Source organism: Pacificibacter marinus (assembly GCF_900109555.1).
Lineage (GTDB): Bacteria > Pseudomonadota > Alphaproteobacteria > Rhodobacterales > Rhodobacteraceae > Celeribacter > Celeribacter marinus_C.
Map to the genome: position 1 here is coordinate 71,969 of NZ_FNZV01000011.1, position 16,073 is coordinate 88,041.

Sequence of the window (16,073 nt, forward strand, 5' to 3'; positions counted from 1 at the left end):
ATAAATCGACGATGTCGGTTCGGCGCAGTCGCAAAAAGAGGTAAAGTGGAAAAACAAAGCCTTATGCGACTGCAATTCTGGGTGATCAGAGGCTTCTGGCTGACGCCGCTTAAGCTTGCTTTAGTCCGCCCATGGTCCGTGCCAGCCTTCACCGCCATCCAATCGCGCAAAGCTGTGACGGCCAAAGTAATCGCGTTGTCCTTGGATCATATTCGCCGTACCGCGTGCGGTGCGCATCGCATCAAAATAGGCGATACTAGACGCTAGCGCAGGCATCGCGATCCCGTGCAGGGTGCCAACGGCGACGATCTGGCGCAAGGCCATGTGGTGCGCTTTGAGTTGGTCCGCAAACGCAGGCGCGCGCATCAAATTGCGATCAGGATGGTTTGTGAGCGCCGTCGCCATATCATCCAACATTGTCGAACGGATAATGCAGCCCTCACGCCAAACTCGCGCAATTTCGGGCAGGGGCAAGGCCCAATCATAGGACTCGGATGCTGCTTCGATCATCGCAAAACCCTGCGCGTAGCTTAGGATTTTGCCAGCGATGAGGCCCATTTCCAACTGGTCGATTGAAAGCTGATCTTTTGGAATGCTGGTCGGTGCGCCGCCAAACAAGGCTTCGCCCTCGGCCCGTTCTTGGCGACGTGAAGACAGGTTGCGCGCGACAACGGCTGCTTCGATCCCCGGGATCGGTGAGGCAAGATGTTGTGCCTCAATCGCGGTCCAGCGTCCCGTGCCTTTTTGACCCGCGGCATCCACAATGATGTCCAACAATGGGCCGTCAGATTTGGGATCGTAAGCCTGTGCCACTTTGCCGGAAATCTCGATCAAATATGATTGCAACGGGCCGGTGTTCCAACGTGCAAAGACGTCACCGATATCAGACGCAGACATGCCAAATCCGTCACGCATCACACCATAAACCTCTGCAATCATTTGCATATCGGCGTATTCGATACCGTTGTGCACGGCTTTGACAAAATGGCCAGCGCCCGCTTCGCCCATCCATGTGGCGCACGGCGTGCCTTTGTGTTTGGCGCTGATGGCCTCAAGAATGTGAGACACGCGATCCCAATATTGACGCGCGCCGCCACCCATGATGGACGGGCCAAATCGCGCTCCTTCTTCGCCACCAGACACGCCGATGCCAAGGAACGGACCCGTTGCCTCGGCCGCGCGGCGGTTGGTGTCATGAAACAGCGCATTGCCTGCATCTATGATTAAATCATCGTCATCCAGCAAAGGTCGCAATGCCGCAATCTGGTCATCAACAGGCTGGCCTGCGGGCACCATAAGAATGATAGCGCGCGGGGTGGCGATGGCTGCAACCAAATCTTCAAGCGTATCGGTGCTTGTGATCCGAGGGGCGAGGTCGCCTGCGTTTTTGACAAAGTCATGGGTGACGGATGTGGTGCGGTTCCAAACCGCGATGTCAAAGCAGTTGTCTGCGATGTTGGACGCCAAAGCTGCCCCCATCGTTCCAAGGCCAATGAGCCCAATTTGTGAAAGTGTCATAAAATTTACAGTCCGTTTGTGGCTAATGAAATGCGATGGGTGCAGGTGGTGGCCAGACAGGTCGTTTCACCTGTAAACAAGCCAATGATTAGGCGAAACTGATCTGTGCTTTCATCGCCTGTGTGCGGTCCGATGCCAGCTTAAACCCGTCTTCGGCGTTATCGATGCTGACAGTGTGCGTGATCAAAGGCTTCACATCGATCAAACCCTTTTGCATCAGACTTACACCGGTGTGGAACTCGTCATGGAACCGGAAAGATCCCTTAAGCGATAGCTCTTTTGCGGTGATGTTCATCATTGGCAAAGACATATCGCCGCTCAGGCCCAATTGCATGATCGTCCCGCCTGGGCGCATTGCGTGGATGCCTGCCGTTAACGCGGGCACAGCGCCTGTACATTCGTACATGACATCGAAAGTGCCTTTGTCTGCGGTGAACTTGTCCAAACCATCTGGTGTTTGCGCCATGTTGACGGTTTCGTCAGCCCCCACAGAACGCGCCATGTTGAGTGTGAAATCAGACAGGTCCGTGGCCACAATCCGGTCCGCACCAGCGCGGCGTGCGCACAGGATTGACAGAATGCCAATAGGCCCACAACCGGTCACCAAAACCGATTTTCCGACCAAATTACCTGCGCGGCGCGTGGCGTGCAGACACACCGCCAAGGGTTCGGCCATCGCCGCTTCGCCTGCGGTCAAGCCGTCGGCGACAGCACATTGGCTGGCGTCTGCGTTAAGCACTTGGCGGAACGCGCCTTGGATATGTGGGAAAGGCATCGCGGAGCCGTAAAATCGCATGTTTAGACACTGATTTTGCGCACCCTCTAGGCAGAATTTACAGGTGTTACAGGGCCGAGAAGGAGAGACCGCAACAAGTTGTCCGACTTTGAGTGTATCAACGCCCGCGCCCAAAGCGGTGATGTGCCCTGCAACTTCGTGGCCCAAAACCATCGGTTCTTTCAGCTTGATCGCGCCAAAGCCACCGTGGTTGTAATAATGCAGATCGGACCCGCAAATCCCACCAGCAGCCATCGCGATTTGAGCTTCGCCAGGACCCGGCGCGGTGACGCCCTGTTCTTCGATACGCAAATCTTTCGGGGCATGAATGACGATTGATTTCATTTAATTCACCTTGGTCAAAAGGGGTTGATTGGCAAAATGAGCGACAAGATTGTCATGCACCAGTTTGCCCATGGCCTTGCGTGTTTCATATGTGCCTGAGGCATGATGCGGTTGAACCATGACATTATCAAGCGCAAGAAACCGTGGGTTTAGGGCGGGTTCGCCTTCGAACACATCCAAGGCCGCAGCGCCTAGAGTTTTGTTTTCTAGAGCTGTCAACAATGCCTCTTCATCGATATTGGCCGCGCGTGAAATGTTGATCACCATGCCATTCGGCCCCAAGGCGTTTAAAACATCTGCGTTCACGATATGGCGGGTTTCGGCAGACGCCGCGAGTGTCACAAACAGAAAGTCGGCATGTTCCGCAAGCGCGATAGGGTCTTGTATAAAGGTCCAGTCTGGCGCGTAATCTTTCGCGCTCACATCACTGTAAGCGATTTCTAAATCAAATCCTGCAAGTCGTTTGGCGACCTCAAAACCGATCCGGCCAAGGCCCAAAACGCCCACTTTTTTCCCCCACACGCGCGATTGCAGTGGATACAGACCTTTTGAGTTCCAAGACCCGTCCCGCACCCATTGTGATGCGCCGATCATACCGCGCGATTGTGCCAGCATCATCGCAACGCCGAGGTCTGCCACGTCGTTTGTTAAAACGTCAGGCGTGTTGGTGACATGAATGCCGCGCGCTGTGCAGGTTGCAACATCCACGGAATCGTAGCCGACACCATAAACCGAAACAACTTCTAGGTTGGGGCAGGCGTCGAGCATGGCCTGGTCTGCGCCAAGTTCGCCGCGGGTCGCGATACCTTTGATGCTGGGGCCGACTTTTTCTAGGAAAGCGGCTTTGTCTTCGGCCTCAAAGTATTTGTGCATGGTGAAGGCTGCATCAAGTGGCACTTGGTCCCATTCAGGGTAGTAACCAACTTGGAGGATATCAGGCTTTGTCATTAAGTATTTCCAGTGTGTGACTCGCTATGTTATCGTTAACATAGGAGGGCGCATCAAGGTCGTCTAGTCGAAATTTTTGTTCTTTCACGGGCGTTGACATTAAGTGTTATCGATAACATAAAGGGAATAACGCTAATATTCTTCAATATATGGACCTCGAAAATGAGCACTCAACTGTTTGACCTTACTGGAAAACGCGCCCTGATAACTGGCTCCTCACAAGGCATCGGATTTGCTTTGGCACGCGGTCTTGCCGCAGCGGGTGCCAGTATTGTTCTCAATGGTCGCGACGTAACCAAACTTAACGCCGCCGCCGACAGCCTACGCGCCGAAGGTGTCACCGTTGATGTACTTGCATTTGATGCCACAGATCACGAGGGCGTGCGCGCGGCAGTGGATGGGTTTGAAGCAAAGACAGGCGCCATCGATATTTTGGTGAACAACGCCGGCATGCAACACCGCACCGCCCTTGAAGATTTTCCGGCCGACGCCTTTGAACGCTTGCTGCAAACAAATGTCGCTTCCGTGTTCCATGTCGGCCAAGCTTGTGCGCGCCATATGATTAAACGCGGTGCGGGTAAAATCGTCAACATTGCCAGCGTGCAAACAGCGCTCGCGCGTCCGGGTATCGCGCCTTACACCGCAACCAAAGGCGCTGTCGCGAACCTCACAAAAGGCATGGCGACCGATTGGGCGCGTCACGGATTGCAGTGTAACGCGTTGGCTCCGGGCTATTTTGATACGCCTTTGAACGCCGCGCTGGTCGCTGATCCTGAGTTTTCTGCGTGGCTTGCCAATCGCACGCCTGCGCAGCGTTGGGGAAATGTCGAGGAACTGGTCGGGGCCTGTATTTTCCTCACCTCCGCAGCCTCTTCTTTCGTAAACGGCACCACTGTTTATGTGGATGGCGGCATCACGGCGTCGCTTTAATGCAGCGCTTTATCGTCATGGGCGTGTCTGGATGCGGCAAGTCGTCGATTGGGGCCGGATTTGCCGCTCAAATCGGGGCGACTTTTGTGGATGGTGATGATCTGCACCCTGCACAAAATGTTGCCAAAATGAGTGCAGGCACCCCATTGAATGACACCGATCGCGCACCATGGCTGGCGGCTGTTGGGCAGACTTTTACCAAGGGCAGTTTGCCTTTGGTCATTGGCTGTTCTGCGCTTAAGTGTAGCTATCGTGACATCATTCGCGACCATGCTGGTGGGCCTGTTATGTTCCTGTTTCTCGATGGCACACGTCAGCTCATTGGAACGCGCATGGCCGAACGGAAAGATCATTTCATGCCGACCGAATTGTTGGACAGTCAGTTCGCAATATTAGAGCCGCCAACCCCTGATGAAGAGTCTGTACGTGTTGATATTGATCAGACAGCTGAGGCCATCGTGACGGAATTGGTCGCCCGCTTTTCTAAAGAATTTCTATGACTGTCAGGGATGTCTTGATCAACGCAGGGGCACTGGGGCGCGTCATCTTGCAAGATGTTATTCTACGATTTGTGCTCAAGCGCGCCGCATACTGACGTAAGCGCGATTGGGTGGCGAAGACCAAGCGACAGTGATGGAATTTTCAAAAGGCCAGAGGAGTTGCCAAGATGATAACACGTTATGCAATATTTGAGGGGCAGATCAACGCCGGACAAACAGAGGCGTTTCGCGCCGCAGTTATGGAAGAGCTTTTGCCCAAATGGCAATCCATGCCAGGGGCGCGCGCTGTGCGTGTCACCTTTACCAATGACGCAGACGAAGGCGCGCCTGCGTTCCCGATGATCATGGAAATCGATTATGATGACATGGAGGCTGTGACGGCCGCTTTGGCATCGCCAGAACGCACCATAGGTAAAGCCGCAACCGAAGCATTTTTGCCGCGGTTTTTCACGGGCCGCATTCATCATCACAACACGACAAAAGCGGCTTAAACAGTCCACTGAACCTTGGCAGCGCGTTTGCCAAGGGGACATCAAGGTGTTGCGTTGTGCATCCCAAGTGCGAATTTTACCTCACTGATATCGTAGCCGTAGGGCTCAGTTCTCAATGACATAACAAGGTTACAACCGCAGATTTAAGCTGACACAATTTTTACAAAGACACCCGAGGATTTTTAATGAAGCGTAGCCCTACGATGAAAGATGTTGCCCGCGAAGCTGGCGTGTCGGTTATGACCGTCAGCCGTGCATTCAAAGAAGACGCTTCTGTCGGCAAGGACACGCGCGAAAAAATCCGTGAGACGGCCGACAAACTTGGGTATGTTTTTGATGTCACAGCGGCCAATTTGCGCAACCAACGTAGCGATTTTATTGCTGTGACCATTCCCTCGCTAAACAATGCGAACTTTGCAGCCACAGTTGTTTCTTTGACCAATAAGCTTAGCCAAGCGGGCTATCAAGTTTTGTTGGGGCACACAAATTATGACGTGGTGCGAGAAGAACAATTGATAAGCCAATTTTTGCGCCGCCGCCCAGAAGCGATCATTGTGACAGGCGGCCATCACACCGACAAGGCACGGCAGTTGCTGGCAAACGCTGGCGTGCCTGTGATTGAAACATGGGACAATCCAAAGACCCCAATCGGGCATGTCGTGGGGTTTTCAAACGCTGACGCCATGCAACTTCTTGTTGATCATTTGGTCGGACAAGGTCGGTCGCGCATCGCCTTTTTGGGCGGGGATTCCGAAAGTGATTCACGCGGCCAAGATAGACGCCGGGGTTTTCAAGAGGCTATGCAGGGTCATGGCCTAAAAGCAGATCGGTTGATCGGGTCTGGTGCGCCGCAAAAACCAATGCAAAAGGGGGCCCGCGCAATGGCAACGTTGTTGGATCAATTCCCTGACACGGATGCCGTGATTTGCGTATCTGATTTGGTTGGTTTTGGCGCGCTTTCTGAATGTCAGCGGCGCGGCATCACAGTGCCACAACAGATCGCAATCGCAGGTTTTGGGGCTTACGATATTGCAGAGGTCTGCGTGCCAACGTTGACCACAGTCGACCCAATGCCGTTCAAAATTGGGGAAGCCTCCGCAGAATTGGTTTTGGAGCTTTTGAAGACCCCTGAATTGGCGCGCAACCAAATGATCACACCCGTCCTGAAAGTGGCCCAATCAACATTATAACGTCAAAACCAAACACATGGTCCTGCAACAGAGCACACTCTTATTTGTCTTAAGTTTGGTATAATTCGCCGCCCACGACATCTATGGCACACACGGGATTGATGTTGGCACTTGTCAGCATCAGCATCGGATACCCCGATCGAGTTGTATGAAAACCCTGACAACGATTTCGTAGCGGGCTTTATCGATTCGCCGCGTATGAATTTTCTTACTGCAAAAGCTGTGGGGCCAAAGACCGTCGAGGTGGCAGTACAACGGGTAGAACTGCCCAATCTAGAAACGGCTTTGCAGACTGGTCAATCCTTACAATTTGGGATCCGCCCTGAACATCTCGATGCTGCGACAGCTGTGCATTTTCCGATGGTGGCGGATGTGGCCGAAGAACTTGGCGCAACAACCTTTGCACATGGATAGGTAGCACCAATTAAGACTGGTTACGCCCGTAATCCGTCTTATGTTAAGTTAACCTTGAATTTATGGCCATCCACACATGCAGCGGAAACCTTTTCTATAGTAATAGTACAAATATCTAAACAATTCGATTTAAGGTCAGGTACACATAGCCCCTCGCGGCGTCAGGTTAAAAATATTCGGGATTGCGTGCCATAATTTGTGACAACTGACCCAGTGTTCCCGAGAGATGGATTCTCACATTTTTCTCTGCGCGTTCCGCGTCATGGTCTTTGATTGCAGCGATGATCGCACTGTGGGCCTCTATGACTTCATTGGCTTTGCCTGCATCTGGCAAATTAAGTGTGCGTAAGCGATCAATTTGCCCCGATCTTTCCGAAATCAACGACCAAAGCGTTTCCATTCTCGCGGCTTTAAACAAAGCAAAGTGAAACGCGCGGTCCAGCTCTTCGAAATAGACAAGGTCGGCTGCGTCATATGCGGATTTTTGCCGCCTCAGAATGACCTGTGCCTCTTCAATTGCCTCGTCTTGATCTGACAGCGCGAGCTGTTTTGAAATTTCGATTTCCAGTGACATACGCAAAAACTGTGTTTCACGCGCCTGATCAACGTCAATCCGTGCCACTTCGGTCTTGGATTGCGGGAACACGACCAGCAGGCCTTCTTCTTCAAGCCGAAGCATTGCATCGCGCACCGGTGTTTGGCTCACACCGTAAGATTCTGCAATTTCTGCCCGTGATAGATTTTGACCCGGCTTCAATTCAAGCAAGATGATTCTTTCACGCAGCGTTTCATAAACTTGCTGACTTATCGAGGTTTTGCGTAATTTCCCCGGCGCCGCACCACTGCGATCCGTCTTAAATATATCTGATAGAATCCCATTTTTTGTATTCATTTTAAGAGCTCAATGCTGAATTTGCGTTCTGTTGTTCTCATCCTAAGCCAGCCTTGACCTGAATGCACTAATATATTAATGTATGAGTTGCACGAGAAGGAGAAGCTCGCGCACATCCATTGGGAGGAAGACAATGACATTTACCAAAACAGCGCTTTTGGCAGCGACTGTTTGTGCCGCAGCCAGCAGCGCACAGGCAGAAACATTCAACATTCAAACATCTTTCAACGCAGGCGATTTTTCGACTCAGTATTTGACAGAAACTTGGTTGCCAAAAATATCTGAAATGACACAGGGCCGTGTGGAAATTATATTCACACCAAACGGATCCGTGGTGCCAGCGCGTGAAACGCCCGAAGCGGTTGCAGCCGGTGTGCTCGACGGTGATTTTACATCTGTAAACTACTTTGCGGGGCTTGAGCCTGCGTTCGCTATCATGGGCGACCTGATTTCAGGCTACGACACACCGCAGCAAATGCTGGGGTTTTGCCGTGATGGTGGCGGCGAAGCGATGATGCAACGCGCTGCAGACGAAATCACCGGCGGCGAAGTTCACGTTGTGGCCTGTGGTCCCTATTCTCGTGAATCTTTGCCTGCACGCACGCCCATTCGTACATTCGAAGATTTGGAGGGGATGAAAATTCGCTCACCCGAAGGTCTTGCCGCAGCTGTGTTTCAAGCAGCAGGTGCCTCGCCAGTGTCGATCCCGTTTTCAGAAGTGTTCGGCGCGCTGGAAAAAGGCATCGTGGATGCGGCAGATGCCTCGGCCTATGTGAACAATGATCGCACAGGTTTGCACGATGTGGCGCCTTATCCACTCTACCCTGGCATCCATTCCATGCCTTCAATGCAGTTCACTGTGAACACTGAAAAATGGGATACTTTGTCTGCAGATGATCAGGTTGCTTTGAAAACATGGTGGTATGACGCAATGACCGCGATGACCGAAGAGGTGTCTAAACTCGACGCTGAATTGGCCGCGCGTGATGATGCTGCGGATGGCATTGAAGTGATCAATTGGGCCCAAGAAGACCGCGATAAATTGCGGGTTGTCGCCCGCTCACAGTGGGAAGCATACGCCACCAAATCGGCATTGGCCAAAGAAGCGTTAGACGCACACATCGCCTACATGACCCAAATTGGTCTGTTCGAAAAATAAGAATAACTTGTGTCGCCTTGCCCTAATTGGCGGGGCGACATGTTCGTAATTTCCAAACGGGAGTGGCAATGAAACGCTTGCTTACCCGCTATGCCGACACCATGAGTCACATCAGTGTGTTCATCGGCCATAGCTGCTCAATTCTCTTTTTCGCCTGTATCGCGATTTCAGCGCTTGAAGTTGTAATGCGCTATGGCTTTGACCGCCCAACTGTGTGGTCCACAGAACTGGCCATGACATTGTGCGCCACGGCTTGGGTGCTGTCCGTTGGCTATGTCACCGAACGCACGCGCCATATTTCAATCACCATGTTGGAAATTCTGGTGTCGCCCAAAGTGTGGCGTTTGTTTCGACTGTTTCAACAATTGATCGCCTTTGCCGCAATCTTTGTGCTGACCCTCGCTTTGTGGAAACCCGCACTAAAAGTGATCGGACGCACAGAGTATTCAGGCACGGCCTTCAACTCCCCCCAACCGACAATTTTCAAAGTCATCATCGTTGTAGGGTGCATTTTATATTTGGCCCAATTGATCGCGAATATCATTCGCTGGACCCAAGAAACCCAAGAGGATATGCCCAGTGGGAATTGAGTTTATTACACTTCTAATCGTCATATCGTTGTTGGGTCTGATGGCGCTCGGCGTGCCGCTAGGTGTCACAACATTAACCGTCTCCTTGGCGACGGCGATGCTATATTTCGGCGAACGCGCTGGGTTCTTTATCGTGGCAGCCAACGTCAGCGAGGTGTTGCACAAATACGAACTCATCGCGGTGCCATTCTTTGTCTTTATGGCCAATGTGTTAGAACGATCGGGCATCGCCAAATCTCTGTTCGATTCCATGGCCATCTTGGGGGGCCGGTTTCGCGGCTCAGTTGGTGTGCAAACCTGTATTGTTGCCGTCGTTTTGGCGGCGATGTCTGGCATCATGGGCGGCGAAATTGTCATGCTTGGACTGATCGCCCTACCGCAAATGCTGCGTCTTGGGTACGATAAAAAGCTCTCTATCGGCATCATTTGTGCGGCTGGCGCGCTGGCCACTTTGATCCCACCCTCTGTCGTTTTGATCATTTATGGTCTGGCAGCACAGGTCTCGATCACCAAACTTTTCGCCGCCTCAGCAGTTCCTGGTTTCATGCTGGCCTCATTGTACATCACATACATTCTGGTACGCGTTCGGATGAACCCGTCCATGGCCCCGATCTATGACATCCCTGAAACAGGTTTGCCGCTTTTCCAACGCTTGAAATACATGAAGGGCGTGATTTTACCTGCCATTTTGATTGGCACAGTTTTAGGTGTCATTTACTCAGGCGTGGCCACCGTAACCGAAGCCGCCGCCATTGGTGCAGTTGGTGCACTGATTGTCGCCGCGATCCAAGGCGAATTGCGTTGGACCATGGCGCGCGATGCGATGCGCCAAACGGTTTTGACAGTTGGCTCCATCATCTGGCTTGTCCTTGGTGCGGTGTCTTTGATCGGCATCTACAACCGGATCGGTGGGGGTGAATTTTTACGTGGATTACTCACAGGACTAGACGTACCGCCGCTGATGGTCATCGTTGTGATGATGCTGATCATCATGCTGCTAGGCACGTTTTTGGAATGGATCGCAATCATCTTTATCACGGTGCCCATCTTTGCGCCGGTGGTGATCAACCTTGGATTTGATCCGATTTGGTTTGGTGTGCTCTTCGCGATGAACATCCAAATTTACTACCTTTCTCCCCCCTTTGGTCCGGCCTGTTTCTTTTTGAAATCTGTCGCCCCCAAAGGCATCGAACTTCAAGATATTTTTCTCGCAGTACTGCCTTTTATCGCGCTTCAAGTTCTTGGCTTGTTCCTTGTTTTGTTTTTCCCCCAGTTGGCGCTTTGGCTGCCAGCGATGCTGGATTGAGGTGACCCATGACAAACCCCATTGACCCCACCGAGACCCAAGACCCCTTAGCCCCTGAAACCCCGCCCGAACTCATTGATGAGGCGGGCCAAGACGCCGCTTTTGGCAATTGGCCAGAAGTATTCGGTGTGGTGCTGACGGCATTTCTTGTGTGGCTCATTTTCGCATTTACTGGATAGACTCATGACACGTAAAACACCCCAAGACCTGCGTTCTGCACGTTGGTTTGCCCCTGATGATCTGCGCACGTTTGGTCACAAAAGCCGCATGTTACAGCTTGGCTACGACGAACAAGATTTCCGCGACAAACCTGTGATCGGTATTTTGAATACGTGGTCGGAACTCAACACCTGCCACTCGCATTTTCGCGAACGGGCACAAGACGTCAAACGCGGCGTGTTGCAAGCGGGGGGCTTTGGTGTGGAAATGCCATCTCTGTCCGTTGACGAGAGTTTCACCAAACCCACGTCAATGCTGTACCGCAATATGCTGGCGATGGAGACCGAAGAAATGATCCGTTCGCATCCCCTTGATGGCGTGGTGCTGATGGGGGGTTGCGATAAAACCACGCCCGGCTTGGTCATGGGGGCCATATCGGCAGGCGTACCGTTGATCTATCTGCCAGCAGGTCCAATGCTGCGGGGCAATTACGCAGGTAAGATTTTGGGCTCGGGATCTGATGCTTGGAAATACTGGGACGAGCGCCGTGCAGGCAATATTTCAGACGCCGAATGGACGGGCGTACAAGGCGGCATCGCGCGCTCGGCTGGCACCTGTATGACAATGGGCACCGCATCCACCATGACTGCGATCGCGGATGCAATGGGCATCACCTTGCCCGGAGCATCCTCCATCCCAGCGGTCGATTCAGGCCATCAGCGCATGAGTGCCTCGTGCGGCAGACGTATTGTCGAAATGGTCTGGGAAGACCTCACACCTGAGAAAATCATCACCAGCGGCGCGTGCAAAAACGCAGCGGTGGTCGCGATGGCCACAGGATGTTCGACCAACGCCGTCGTACATTTGATCGCGATGGCGCGGCGTGCCGGCGTGGATTTGACCTTGGATGACTTGGACGCTTTAGGCCGCATCACCCCGCTGATTGCAAATGTCCGCCCATCAGGCAAAGACTACTTGATGGAAGATTTCTATTACGCAGGCGGACTACGTGCTTTGATGAAACAAATCGAAGCGATGCTCGACACAAGTTGCCTCACAGTTACGGGTAAAACGATGGGTGAGAACCTTGAGGGCGCGCAGGTCTATAATGACGATGTGATCCGACCCCTGTCAAATCCGGTGTACAAAGAAGGCTCGCTTGCCGTCCTTCGCGGCAATCTGTGCCCTGATGGCGCGGTGATCAAACCCGCCGCATGTGATCCAAAATATTACCATCACGAAGGTCCGGCCTTGGTGTTCGACAGCTATCCTGAAATGAAAAAAGCGGTCGATGACGAAAACCTCGACATCACGCCAAACACGGTGATGGTGCTGCGCAATGCAGGACCTTTGGGCGGGCCAGGGTTTCCCGAATGGGGCATGCTCCCCATTCCTAAAGCACTGCTCAAACAGGGGCACCGCGACATGCTGCGCATATCAGATGCGCGTATGTCTGGCACGTCTTATGGCGCTTGCGTGCTGCATATCTCGCCCGAAAGCTATATAGGCGGGCCGCTGGCCTTGCTCAAAACAGGAGACACTGTGCGGCTTGATCTGAATGCTCGCAGCCTTGATATGTTGGTCGATGACGCAGAACTCGCGCGACGCCGTGCCGCTTGGATACCGCCAGAGCCAAAGTTCGAGCGTGGTTATGGCTACTTGTTTTCCAAACATGTGACGCAAGCCGGCAAAGGCTGCGACTTTGATTTTCTTGAAACAGGGTTTGGCCGCACCGCTGGCGAACCTGATATTTTCTGAGGGACACCGATGTCTGAATATACACTTTCCGATGCTACCCGTGCAAAACTAATGTGCGTATCAACCGCTTCAATTGCCACGCAACTGTTCAAACGCGGCCTGCGCACGCAGTTCATCCAAGGGGTGCGCCCTGTGTCCGACAAAGACCAAAATATGGTCGGGCAAGCTTTCACTCTACGCTACATTCCTGCCCGCGAAGATCGCAATCCGCTAGAAGTCTTTCGCAACGAAGATCACCCGCAACGCGTTGCGGTGGAAACCTGCCCCAAAGGCCATGTGTTGGTGATGGATGCGCGTAAAGACGCACGCGCAGCCACAGCTGGATCGATCCTTGTCACGCGACTTGAGGTGCGTGGCTGTGCGGGCGTTGTGTCGGATGGCGGTTTTCGCGATGCCCACGGCATTGGCCAATTGGACATGCCTGCCTTTAGTGCTGGTGCATCAGCGCCCACAAACCTCACCCTGCACGAAGCCATCGAAATCAATGGCCCAATTGCCTGCGGCGATGTCGCTGTCTTTCCTGGCGACGTCGTTGTCGGCGACCGCGACGGCGTGATGGTGATCCCCGCACATTTGGCCGATGAGATTGCAGATGTATGTTCAGGCATGGAAAGTTTCGAAGACTTCGTGCTCGAAGAAGTCATGAACGGCGCACCAATCATTGGTCTCTACCCCTGTACCAAAGATGAAAACCAGAAAAAGTTTGACGCATGGCGCATGAAAACAGGTCGTTGAGGGCATAAATTTAACGCACGAGGCTGACGGTGATGTGGCGCAATGTTGGTTCAGCACGCCGACCTATGACCCTGAACTGTTAGAATGACTAGCGGTTGAGAAGCTGCAATCCGCAGCCTAACCCTTCGAGGCGGAATGGAAATTGGTGAAGACGCCCCTGCGGCACGTCTTATGGAACTAGTTGCCTTAGGCTTAACATTGATTGAGGCTCAATACGAAGGCCAACAGGCTTTGGCAACTTAATGACGAACGCCGCCGTCGTGCGTTATTTAACCCATTAATATACTGAAATATTGCCCCTTCGATTTGGCATCTGGTTGCATAAGGCGTGCGCCATATCAGTTCTGCCTGAATGGATTTGAAGCTCCTATATTCGTCAAAAAGTAAATTAGACAGGCGCTTCTTAATAATCGTTGGAACAGTATTGCAGTCCGCGATCCGTATGGTGAAAGCGGCGCACCTGCGAAAGTTCATTCCCAAAAAGCGAAAAACTCATGTTACGCTCATGCGCGGGAGGATACAGCTTTGACAGATCACCAACACATCGAAGAAATCGGACAAGTTCTGGATGGCACACAGACTGGACGCGATACCTTTGTGTCCGCATCTTGGCGGCGTTGCGTAGAACTTTACGGCATGGACCCCCTGCGCAACGATCCAGCGCATATTGTGACCGAGGCAGAATTGCGCGATCATCGTAAACAAGCGGAATGGATGATCGCGGCGGCGCGAACGGGACTTCAAAATCTATTTCGTCAGGTTGCCGGACAGAATTATGTGCTCATCTTGACCGATGCTCAGGGTGTCTGTGTTGACTATTTTGGTGATGATTTATTTGCCGATGAACTGCGCGGAGCGGGGCTATATCTTGGCTCGAACTGGGCCGAAGAACTGGCCGGCACCAGTGGTGTTGGCGCCTGTATAGTCACCCAAGAACCCGTGACGGTCCATCAAGACGATCATTTTGGCAACGCCCATACAACCCTGTCCTGCACAGCCGCACCAATCTTTGACAGTCTTGGAAAACTCACCGCCGTTCTGGATATTTCGCTTTTGCGATCACCGACCACGAAAAGCAGTCAAAACCTTGCCATGAGCCTTGTGACCACCGCCGCGCGGCGGGTGGAAATGGCCAATCTGATGGCCGAAAGCCGCAAAGACTGGGTATTGCGCTTTTCAACCAGCCCAGAATTTCTGGATGTCGATCCAGAGGTCGCGGTGCGGCTGGATGGTTCGGGACGGGTCATCGGTTACACCCGTGGCGCACGCCGGTTGTTTCCCGAGGGTGTGCCTATTTTGGGTCAGCAGATCGACGCGGCTTTGAACTTGTCTGTCGATGATCTGCCTAGCCTGATGCGGGACCGCCCGACAGAAGATCGGGTCGTGGAATTGCGTGACGGCGGCGCGCTTTTTGGGCATGCCATCGCTCCCCAAGCGCCGCGCACATTGCGAACCGCGTCCCGTCTCAACGGGGCTTTGGCCGGATTGGCAGGCAGCGATCCCATCATGGCGCGGTTGTTGAACCATGCTGAAAAGCTGGCGCAAACCACCGTGCCTTTGTTGATCTGTGGCGACACTGGCACCGGCAAAAGCAAACTGGCGCGGACCATTCATATGGTGGGACAGGCCAATGGGTTCATTCTACTTGACTGCGCTGGAATGGCACCCAAAGACCTCCATTTGGCCTGCAACGATATCACGGTGCCGACGACGCTTTTGCTACGCGGGATTGATGCGCTCAGTTCAGAAACCGCAAGCGCGCTCACTGTGCTTTTGGATCAAAAACCCAATCTGCGCCCCTTGTCCACAACGTGTCTCACGCCGGGTCAACTAACCCTGCCGCGGCCGCTGTTTCACCGTTTGGCGGGAAGTACGCTGACCGTCCCACGGCTGGGCCAGCGACAAGATCTCGGATGGATGATTGACCGACTGTTGCGACGCCGCGCCCCAGATACCGTTCGCCTATCGCCCTCGGCGCGGGCCGATTTGATGGGGCGGTCATGGTCGGGAAATCTGCGTGAATTGGAACAAGTGCTCGACGTGGCAGTTGCGCTCTGTGAAGGGCCGGTGATCGACCAGTCTGATCTGCCGCCCCCCGTTGAGGCGCACCAACCTGTACAAGAAACGTTGGAGCAGGTTCTGGATGCCTGTGACTGGAACATGGCGCAGGCATCGCGGCGGCTAGGTGTCAATCGATCAACCGTTTTGCGCCGAATTCGCAAAGCCGGATTGCATCCCCCCGATTAAGATGTTGCGTGCTGTTGCGCTTGCAACATGCCGCAACGCAGCGCTTACTTTTTGGTCGTACCCAATACGATTGAGCATAGCCCGCAGCAAATTCCTACTGAGATACTTCTCCCACA

Annotated in this window: 16 protein-coding genes; 12 read left to right on the forward strand and 4 right to left on the reverse strand. The window is 53.1% G+C overall.

The window, feature by feature from the left end:
- Window positions 1–120: 120 nt before the first annotated feature.
- The 3 genes from gndA to BM025_RS13875 form a co-directional block, all read right to left on the reverse strand.
- Window positions 121–1,518: an NADP-dependent phosphogluconate dehydrogenase gene (gene gndA / locus BM025_RS13865; RefSeq protein WP_085850132.1), complete on the reverse strand. Its 1,398-nt coding sequence runs from the start codon at window positions 1,516–1,518 to the stop codon at window positions 121–123.
- A gap of 88 nt (window positions 1,519–1,606) precedes the next feature.
- Complete coding sequence (locus tag BM025_RS13870; protein WP_085850133.1) at window positions 1,607–2,638, reverse strand: L-idonate 5-dehydrogenase; 1,032 nt, start codon at window positions 2,636–2,638, stop codon at window positions 1,607–1,609.
- Window positions 2,639–3,586, reverse strand: a complete 948-nt coding sequence (locus BM025_RS13875) for a 2-hydroxyacid dehydrogenase (protein ID WP_085850134.1) — start codon at window positions 3,584–3,586, stop codon at window positions 2,639–2,641.
- A 162-nt stretch (window positions 3,587–3,748) separates the two neighbouring features.
- Here BM025_RS13875 and BM025_RS13880 point away from each other — a divergent pair, with 162 nt between their 5' ends.
- The 5 genes from BM025_RS13880 (at window position 3,749) to BM025_RS19625 (ending at window position 7,111) form a co-directional block, all read left to right on the forward strand.
- Window positions 3,749–4,516 (forward strand): SDR family oxidoreductase, encoded by a 768-nt coding sequence (locus BM025_RS13880; RefSeq protein WP_085850135.1) that lies wholly within the window; start codon window positions 3,749–3,751, stop codon window positions 4,514–4,516.
- Window positions 4,516–5,016, forward strand: coding sequence for a gluconokinase (locus BM025_RS13885; protein WP_085850136.1), 501 nt, complete (start codon window positions 4,516–4,518; stop codon window positions 5,014–5,016). The genes BM025_RS13880 and BM025_RS13885 overlap by 1 nt, the downstream gene beginning before the upstream one ends.
- 167 nt (window positions 5,017–5,183) lie before the next feature.
- Window positions 5,184–5,507, forward strand: a complete 324-nt coding sequence (locus BM025_RS13890) for a hypothetical protein (protein WP_085850137.1) — start codon at window positions 5,184–5,186, stop codon at window positions 5,505–5,507.
- A 185-nt stretch (window positions 5,508–5,692) separates the two neighbouring features.
- A complete protein-coding gene (locus tag BM025_RS13895; protein ID WP_085850138.1) occupies window positions 5,693–6,697 on the forward strand; it encodes a LacI family DNA-binding transcriptional regulator in 1,005 nt (334 codons plus the stop codon).
- Between the two features lie 111 nt (window positions 6,698–6,808).
- Window positions 6,809–7,111, forward strand: coding sequence for an ATP-binding cassette domain-containing protein (locus BM025_RS19625; protein WP_085850139.1), 303 nt, complete (start codon window positions 6,809–6,811; stop codon window positions 7,109–7,111).
- Between the two features lie 166 nt (window positions 7,112–7,277).
- Here BM025_RS19625 and BM025_RS13905 read toward each other — a convergent pair whose 3' ends face one another.
- Window positions 7,278–8,003, reverse strand: coding sequence for a GntR family transcriptional regulator (locus BM025_RS13905; protein WP_085850140.1), 726 nt, complete (start codon window positions 8,001–8,003; stop codon window positions 7,278–7,280).
- Between the two features lie 133 nt (window positions 8,004–8,136).
- Here BM025_RS13905 and dctP point away from each other — a divergent pair, with 133 nt between their 5' ends.
- The 7 genes from dctP to BM025_RS13935 all read left to right on the forward strand — a co-directional run bounded on the left by dctP (window position 8,137) and on the right by BM025_RS13935 (window position 15,957).
- Complete coding sequence (gene dctP / locus BM025_RS13910) at window positions 8,137–9,162, forward strand: TRAP transporter substrate-binding protein DctP (protein ID WP_085850141.1); 1,026 nt, start codon at window positions 8,137–8,139, stop codon at window positions 9,160–9,162.
- Between the two features lie 68 nt (window positions 9,163–9,230).
- Window positions 9,231–9,752, forward strand: coding sequence for a TRAP transporter small permease subunit (locus BM025_RS13915; RefSeq protein ID WP_085850142.1), 522 nt, complete (start codon window positions 9,231–9,233; stop codon window positions 9,750–9,752).
- On the forward strand, window positions 9,742–11,058 hold the full coding sequence (locus BM025_RS13920; protein ID WP_085850143.1) for a TRAP transporter large permease: 1,317 nt from the start codon (window positions 9,742–9,744) through the stop codon (window positions 11,056–11,058). Before BM025_RS13915 ends, BM025_RS13920 begins: the two co-directional genes overlap by 11 nt.
- Before the next feature lie 8 nt (window positions 11,059–11,066).
- Window positions 11,067–11,237 (forward strand): hypothetical protein, encoded by a 171-nt coding sequence (locus BM025_RS19220; protein WP_170842198.1) that lies wholly within the window; start codon window positions 11,067–11,069, stop codon window positions 11,235–11,237.
- 4 nt (window positions 11,238–11,241) lie between these two features.
- Entirely contained in the window at window positions 11,242–12,975 is a 1,734-nt protein-coding gene (gene araD, locus BM025_RS13925; protein WP_085850144.1) for an L-arabinonate dehydratase, read from the forward strand.
- 9 nt (window positions 12,976–12,984) lie between these two features.
- Complete coding sequence (locus BM025_RS13930) at window positions 12,985–13,710, forward strand: ribonuclease activity regulator RraA (RefSeq protein ID WP_085850145.1); 726 nt, start codon at window positions 12,985–12,987, stop codon at window positions 13,708–13,710.
- Window positions 13,711–14,235: 525 nt separating this feature from the next.
- Window positions 14,236–15,957 carry a sigma-54-dependent Fis family transcriptional regulator gene (locus BM025_RS13935; RefSeq protein ID WP_085850146.1) on the forward strand — a complete coding sequence of 574 codons (1,722 nt, stop codon included), beginning with the start codon at window positions 14,236–14,238 and terminating at the stop codon, window positions 15,955–15,957.
- Window positions 15,958–16,073 lie beyond the last annotated feature (116 nt).